The sequence below is a fragment of the Clostridium cylindrosporum DSM 605 genome (assembly GCF_001047375.1).
GTDB lineage: Bacteria > Bacillota > Clostridia > Clostridiales > Caloramatoraceae > Clostridium_AB > Clostridium_AB cylindrosporum.
On the sequence record NZ_LFVU01000014.1, the window covers coordinates 1 to 6,779 of the forward strand.

Here is a 6,779-nt window from a genome sequence, read left to right on the forward strand (position 1 = left end):
TAACGCCGATAGTACTAGTCTGGAGACGGACTGGGAGGGTAGGAAGTCGCTTGGTTTAAAAATGTTCCGCGGTAGCTCAATGGTGGAGCACTCGGCTGTTAACCGATAGGTTGGAGGTTCGAGTCCTCTCCGCGGAGCCATTTTTATTTTTTGACTAATTATAATAAAAGAATATAACAGCTACCTTTAGGCTAAGATTTTAGTTAAGGTAGCTATTTTTATAATATAAGGAGAAATAATATGTTAGCGGATAAAATTGAAAGAATAAATGAACTAGCAAGAAAATCAAGAGCAGAAGGGCTTACTGAGGAAGAAAAAGTAGAACAACAAAAATTAAGACGTGAATATATTAATGCTTTTAAATCTAATCTAAGAAATACCCTTGATAGTGTTGTTATAGTAGATGAGGATGGCAAGAAAGTTAAACCAGGTAAGAAAAAGTAGGGTATAGAATATATCTTTGTTTACAATATATAATCTTGCAGTTATAATAAAGTAGAAATTATAAAGTATAAGCTTTGAAGGAGAAAAGTACATTGGATGAGTTTTATAGAGAGTCAAGAATGGTGGAATCTTGATAAATTAACCTTTGGAAAGAAGCTCTGGAGCTATAATCTGAAAATCAAGTTTAATCTTTTTATTAAATTTGGAGTAGGTTTATGGGAGACATTCCTTATTATGTGTTAAGTGGGCTTATAGCCAATTTAGGTGGTACCGCGAAGTTAACCCTTCGTCCTATACTAGGACGAGGGGTTTTTGATTTTTATAAACAATAAATACAAAAGGTAGGGTGAAATTTTTATGAATTATGAAGCTTTAGCAGATATTCTTTTTCCGAATATCAAAACGTCAGCAGAATTCTATATTGAAAAGTATCCAGAAAGAGACTTATCAGAAGGAAGTATTGTATGTAGATATGCTCCAAGTCCAACTGGATTTCAACATATAGGAGGAGTTTTTGCTGCTCTAATTAATGAAAGATTAGCTACTCAAAGCAATGGTGTATTTTATTTAAGAATAGAAGATACAGATCAAAAAAGAGAAGTTGAGGGTGCAATTGAAGATACTATTAAAACTATGAAAAATTTTGGTATCAATTTTAGTGAAGGTATGATTTCTGAAACAGAGGAAATAGGAAACTATGGTCCATATAGACAAAGTAAAAGAATAGACATATATCAAACATTTGCTAAGAAGTTAGTAAGTAAGGGACTTGCTTATCCATGTTTCTGTTCTGAAGAAGAGATATCAGCTATAAGAGAAGAGCAAACATCTATAAAGGCTACACCAGGATACTATGGAAAATGGGCAAAATGCCGTGAAAATAGCTTTGAAGATATTAAATCTCATGTGGATAATGGGGATAAGTTTATATTAAGACTTAAATCACCAGGAAATATAGAAAAAAGAGTAGAATTTCATGACCTTATAAAGGGGGACATTTCATTCCCTGAAAATGACCAAGATATCGTAATTATTAAGTCAGATGGACTTCCAACATATCATTTTGCACATGCTATTGATGATGCTTTAATGAGAACAACACATGTTATAAGAGGGGAAGAGTGGTTATCATCACTTCCTATTCATGTACAATTGTTTGATATATTAGGATTTAAAAGACCAAACTATGCTCATATACCAACAATAATGAAGCTTGATGGTTCATCAAAGAGAAAGTTAAGTAAGAGAAAAGATGCAGAAAGTGCTGTAAGTTATTATAGAGAAGAAGGATATCCAATGGTTTCAGTTATTGAATATCTTCTAAATATTATAAACTCAAGTTTCGAAGAATGGAGAAATGAAAATCCGGAAGCTTCATATGAGGATTTTAAGGTCGAACTTGAGAAAATGAGTAAAAGTGGAGCATTATTTGATATAGTTAAATTAAATGATGTTAGTAAAAATGTTATTTGTAAGATGAAACCAGATGTAGTGTATGACTATTACATTAACTGGTCAAAGGATTATGATAGTGAAATGTATAATCTAGTTACCTCAAATGAAGAAAATTGTAAGAAAATATTCAACATAGATAAAGAAGGTCCAAAGCCTAGAAAGGACTATGCTAAGTGGAATGATGTTCGTGAAAAGGTATTTTTCTTCTTTGATGAATTATTCCAAAAGGATTCAATTGATAATCTTGAACTTCCAAAGAATATGGAATTAGATGAAGCTAAGAGAGTTATTGAAGAATATGCTAAGGCATATAATTTTAATGATGATAAGGACACATGGTTCGAAAATCTTAAAACTATTGCAGTAGAGCTTGGTTATGCAACTGATAGAAAAGCATACAAGAAAGAACCTGAAGCATTTAAGGGAATGGTTTCAGATGTAGCAGGTGCAGTTAGATCAGCACTAGCACATAGAAATAATACACCAGATCTACATACTATAATGCAAATTATGGGAGAAGAGATTGTAAGAGATAGATTTAATAAGTTTATATCACTTTAAGAATAAAAAAGGCAGGAAGATTCCTGCCTTTTAGTTATTTATTAATTTTAAATGAGCTCTTTAAGGATACTATTCTATTAAATACTATTTTATCATTTGTTGAAAGTTTAGGATCAACATTAAAGTATCCATGTCTAAATAATTGGAATTTCTCTTGAGCCTTAGCACCTTTGGCGCTTGGTTCAATATATCCATTTAAGATTTCCATTGAGTTTGGATTTATTTGTTCAAGGAAATGCTTATCCTTATCTTCTTCATTTTCGCTATCAAGGATTAAAGGTTCAAATAATCTAAATTCACAAGGAGCAGCACTTGATGCATCTACCCAGTGAATTGTTCCCTTAACCTTACGTCCTGTAAATCCACTTCCACTTTTTGTTTCAGGGTCATAGGTACAGTGAATTTCAGTTACATTGCCATTTTCGTCTTTAATAACATCATTACACTTTACAAAATAAGCACCTTTTAGTCTAACTTCATTTCCTGGGAATAATCTAAAGTATTTCTTAGGAGGGTTTTCCATAAAGTCTTCACTTTCAATGTAAATTTCCCTTGAAAATGGAACTAGTCTCTTTCCAGCTGATTCATCATCAGGATTATTTTCGATTTCTAGCATTTCAACTTCTCCCTCAGGATAATTAGTAATAACTAGTTTTAAAGGTCTTAAAACAGCCATGGCTCTTGGAGACTTCGGACTCAAGTCTTCTCTAATAAAGTGTTCAAGCATTGCTGAATCTACAGTTGAGTTAGCCTTAGCAACTCCTATTTCACGACAGAAGTTTCTAATAGATTCTGGAGTATATCCACGTCTTCTAAGCCCAGATATAGTAGGCATTCTAGGATCATCCCAACCATCTACTGCATTTTCATCAACTAGAAGTTTAAGTTTTCTTTTACTCATTACTGTATTTGTAATATTAAGTCTTGCGAATTCTATTTGTCTTGGTGTACTTTCCATTTGGCATTCTCTAACTACCCAATCATAAAGTGGTCTATGATCTTCAAACTCTAAACTACAAATTGAATGAGTAATTCCTTCAATAGCATCTTCAAGTGGATGAGCAAAGTCATACATAGGATATATGCACCATTTATCACCTGTGTTATGGTGAGTAGCATGGGCTATTCTATATATAATAGGGTCTCTCATGTTGATGTTAGGAGAAGACATATCAATTTTAGCCCTTAAAACCTTTTCTCCATCCTTAAATTCTCCGTTTTTCATTTTTTCAAATAACTCAAGATTTTCTTCTATGCTTCTATTTCTATAAGGGCTTTCTTTACCTGGTTCAGTTAATGAGCCTCTATACTCTCTCATTTCCTCAGGTGTTAAATCACATACATAGGCCTTTCCTTTCTTAATAAGGATAAGAGCTCTATTGTACATTTCCTCAAAGTAATTAGATGCAAAGAAAAGATTGTCCCAATCGAATCCTAACCACTTAACATCTTCCTTTATAGATTCAACATATTCGGTATCTTCCTTAACAGGATTAGTATCATCGAATCTTAGGTTAGTCTTTCCATTAAACTCATCACCTAGCTCAAAGTTAAGTACTATAGCCTTTGCATGACCAATATGTAAATATCCATTTGGCTCAGGTGGGAAACGAGTAATGATTTCTTTATGTTTTCCACTTTCTAAATCTTCCATAATTATGTTTCTTATAAAATTAGATGAATTCATTTCAGTTGACATAATATATATACCTCTCCAATATAATTTACTAATTTCTACCTAGGTAGTTCGGCATTTTATTTAATTTTAAACTAATAAATAAAAAAAATAAAGGCTTATAGGTGAAAGTTAGGTTTAAAGCCTATTAATTAGTATTTCAATATAAACATGTTTTAGTCACTAATCAAATTTTATTTTACATAATTTAAGGTTTTATGTAACACAAATGCAAGGTTATGAATATTATTACAGTGTAAAGAAGGCAGAGAGGATTTCTCTACATTAGGGGGGAGATAGATGTGTAAAAGGAATATTTGTGGTTCAGACAGCCTGCTTAATTGCAATAGAAGAAGAGGAAGAAATCACTGTTCTAAAAGAAGTAGTTGCAGAGAAAATAGATTTCATAATGTAATTTTAAGACAATCAGTAGATAATCATATATTTGGAAATAGCACTAGATTTAATCTTCGAGAGGATGACAGTGAAATACAAACTAATTTAATGGTTAGAAGAGTTAATGAAATTACAGTAAGTGGACAGATAAGAGACTCAAGAGGAAGAGGAATCGAAGGTGTAAAGGTAAGTCTAGTTAAGATTTCAAGATGTGAATCTAAATGTATAGCTGAAACTATTACTAATTACAGAGGATTCTATGAATTTAATGTTATTGATGATGATGATATAGATAGATATAAGGTAGTTGTTAATGAAAGCTAATTAAAGGCATAATGCCTTTAAAATATTTTTAATATTATAGGGGGTATTAAAATGTGTTCTAGAAATAGAAGAAATAACTGTTTTAGAATTTCTCCATGCTTTAGAAGAAGATGTCGTTGTAGAAGGCATAGATCAGAACAAGATATTGCTCATGAATTTCATAATGAGTTTAGAGAAGACTTTATTTTAGGAGCAGAAGAATCATTTGAAAGTGACAGATATGATAGAGACAGAGATCATAGAGATAGAGATAGAGATGACAGAGATAGATGCGATAGAGACAGACATGACAGAGATAGATGTGATAGAGACAGACATGACAGAGATAGATGTGATAGAGACAGACATGACAGAGATAGATGTGATAGAGACAGAGATGACAGAGATAGATGTGATAGAGACAGACACGATAGAGATAGATGTGATAGAGACAGACACGATAGAGATAGATGTGATAGAGATAGACATGATAATTCAGATATCATAGGAAACAATATTGATATTTGTGTAAGAGAAAATGATAGCGAAATCAAAGCTAATATTAGAGTACAGGATAAACACGAACAATCAGTTAGAATATGGGGAAGAGTTTTAGATAGTAGGGGTAATGGAGTGCCATTTGCTCTTGTTAAACTTGTGAAGGTAACTTGTAGAGGACTTCAAGGAATAGCCCACACAATATGTGATTGTGAAGGCTTCTATCAATTTGAAGTTTCACCAAGAGAAGATGGACGAGAATTTTTGATTATAGTAAGTAAACCTTCAACAGGTCCAGAAAGAGTAGTATCAAATGATGGAAGAGAAAATACAAATTGTCCTAACAGATATTAAATAAATGTTTTTAAATAGGAGGAGTATTATAAATGTTTGATGATGTAAGATTTGATGATGTAAGATTTGATGATGAAAGAGATTATGACAATGATGTAGATTTTGAAAGTGAAAGAGATTACGATGGCGAAAGAGACTTTGAGGATGAAAGAAGATATGAAAGTAATAGAAGACATGACTGTGATAGAAGACATGATAATGATAGAAGACACGACTGTGATAGAAGACGCAATAATTCCGATATAGTAGGAAATAGCGTAGATGTACGTGTAAGAGATAATGATAGTGAGATTAAAGCTAATGTTAGAGTTCAAGATAGTAACAGACAATCAGTTAGAATATGGGGAAGAGTAATAGACAGTAGAGGTAATGGAGTACCATTTGCTCTTGTTAAGCTAGTAAGAAGAAGTAATAGAGGACTACAAGGAATAGCTCATACAATTTGTGATTGCAAAGGTTTTTACCAATTTGAAGTTTCACCAAGGGAAGATGGACGTGAATTCGTAATTGTAGTAGGAAAGGCTTCAACAGGTCCAGAAAGAGTAGTATCTAATGATGGAAGGGAAAATACTAATTGCCCTGTAAGAAACAGAAGAAATAATTGCCGCTGTAGAGATTAAAAAGTAGATATTAAGAATAAAACTTAAGAGAAAACATGAATTATATCTTGAGTAAGAAGTACTTTAATATAAGTTAGTCTAATCTAGAAGAGGCTGTCAGTGATATAATAACCTTGTTATTATAATCATGTGTATTTCCTAAAAGTTAATTTTCAAGCTGCTGATTAAGGTAAATTATCAGCAGCTTTTTAAAATTAAGTTGATGTAAACCTAGTAATATAAAGGTTTTATAAACAATCTAAAATATTTTTTAAAAAAGTTTATAAATTATTGTTGACATATATATAATAATTTAATATAATAATTTATGTCGCCAGGAACAAACGGCGATGAAGCAAAAAGAAAAATTTGCTTGAGAAAATAAAGTTGAAAAACATAGTTGACAAAATTGAAATTATGTTTTACAATAATAAAGCACTTGGTCATTGAAAACTAAACAGTAACTATAGCGAGCGTACAATAATTTTGTGTGT

General features: G+C 31.9%; 6 protein-coding genes, 1 tRNA gene and 1 other annotated feature. Of the genes, 6 read left to right on the plus strand and 1 reads right to left on the minus strand.

Translation table 11 applies throughout. The annotated features are described in order from the left end of the window. Positions 1 to 65 precede the first annotated feature (65 nt). The 3 genes from CLCY_RS05290 to gltX all read left to right on the plus strand — a co-directional run bounded on the left by CLCY_RS05290 (position 66) and on the right by gltX (position 2,460). Positions 66 to 140: transfer RNA gene (locus CLCY_RS05290), tRNA-Asn, on the plus strand. A 100-nt stretch (positions 141 to 240) separates the two neighbouring features. Further along, entirely contained in the window at positions 241 to 444 is a 204-nt protein-coding gene (locus tag CLCY_RS05295) for a DUF896 domain-containing protein (RefSeq protein ID WP_048570098.1), read from the plus strand. 65 nt (positions 445 to 509) lie between these two features. Then, positions 510 to 741 (plus strand) — a binding site (T-box leader). 60 nt (positions 742 to 801) lie between these two features. Further along, on the plus strand, positions 802 to 2,460 hold the full coding sequence (gltX, locus tag CLCY_RS05300) for a glutamate--tRNA ligase (protein WP_048570099.1): 1,659 nt from the start codon (positions 802 to 804) through the stop codon (positions 2,458 to 2,460). A 34-nt stretch (positions 2,461 to 2,494) separates the two neighbouring features. Here the strand turns inward: gltX and CLCY_RS05305 are convergent, their stop codons facing one another. Beyond that, the gene (locus CLCY_RS05305) at positions 2,495 to 4,159 is read right to left on the minus strand and encodes a glutamine--tRNA ligase/YqeY domain fusion protein (protein ID WP_048570100.1); all 1,665 of its coding nucleotides are present in this window, start codon (positions 4,157 to 4,159) and stop codon (positions 2,495 to 2,497) included. A gap of 276 nt (positions 4,160 to 4,435) precedes the next feature. Here CLCY_RS05305 and CLCY_RS05310 point away from each other — a divergent pair, with 276 nt between their 5' ends. The 3 genes from CLCY_RS05310 to CLCY_RS05320 are packed head-to-tail and all read left to right on the plus strand — an operon-like array spanning position 4,436 to position 6,306. Next, complete coding sequence (locus CLCY_RS05310) at positions 4,436 to 4,855, plus strand: carboxypeptidase-like regulatory domain-containing protein (RefSeq protein ID WP_048570101.1); 420 nt, start codon at positions 4,436 to 4,438, stop codon at positions 4,853 to 4,855. 51 nt (positions 4,856 to 4,906) lie between these two features. After that, the gene (locus CLCY_RS13890) at positions 4,907 to 5,686 is read left to right on the plus strand and encodes a hypothetical protein (protein ID WP_053083275.1); all 780 of its coding nucleotides are present in this window, start codon (positions 4,907 to 4,909) and stop codon (positions 5,684 to 5,686) included. A gap of 32 nt (positions 5,687 to 5,718) precedes the next feature. Then, a complete protein-coding gene (locus CLCY_RS05320) occupies positions 5,719 to 6,306 on the plus strand; it encodes a hypothetical protein (RefSeq protein ID WP_048570102.1) in 588 nt (195 codons plus the stop codon). Positions 6,307 to 6,779 lie beyond the last annotated feature (473 nt).

What these genes read in the sequence shown, in the direction of transcription:
- CLCY_RS05295 (WP_048570098.1), top strand. Translation starts at nt 241, where the DNA reads ATGTTAGCGGATAAAATTGAAAGAATAAATGAACTAGCAAGAAAATCA.
- gltX (WP_048570099.1), top strand. Translation starts at nt 802, where the DNA reads ATGAATTATGAAGCTTTAGCAGATATTCTTTTTCCGAATATCAAAACG.
- CLCY_RS05305 (WP_048570100.1), bottom strand. Translation starts at nt 4,159, where the DNA reads ATGTCAACTGAAATGAATTCATCTAATTTTATAAGAAACATAATTATG.
- CLCY_RS05310 (WP_048570101.1), top strand. Translation starts at nt 4,436, where the DNA reads ATGTGTAAAAGGAATATTTGTGGTTCAGACAGCCTGCTTAATTGCAAT.
- CLCY_RS13890 (WP_053083275.1), top strand. Translation starts at nt 4,907, where the DNA reads ATGTGTTCTAGAAATAGAAGAAATAACTGTTTTAGAATTTCTCCATGC.
- CLCY_RS05320 (WP_048570102.1), top strand. Translation starts at nt 5,719, where the DNA reads ATGTTTGATGATGTAAGATTTGATGATGTAAGATTTGATGATGAAAGA.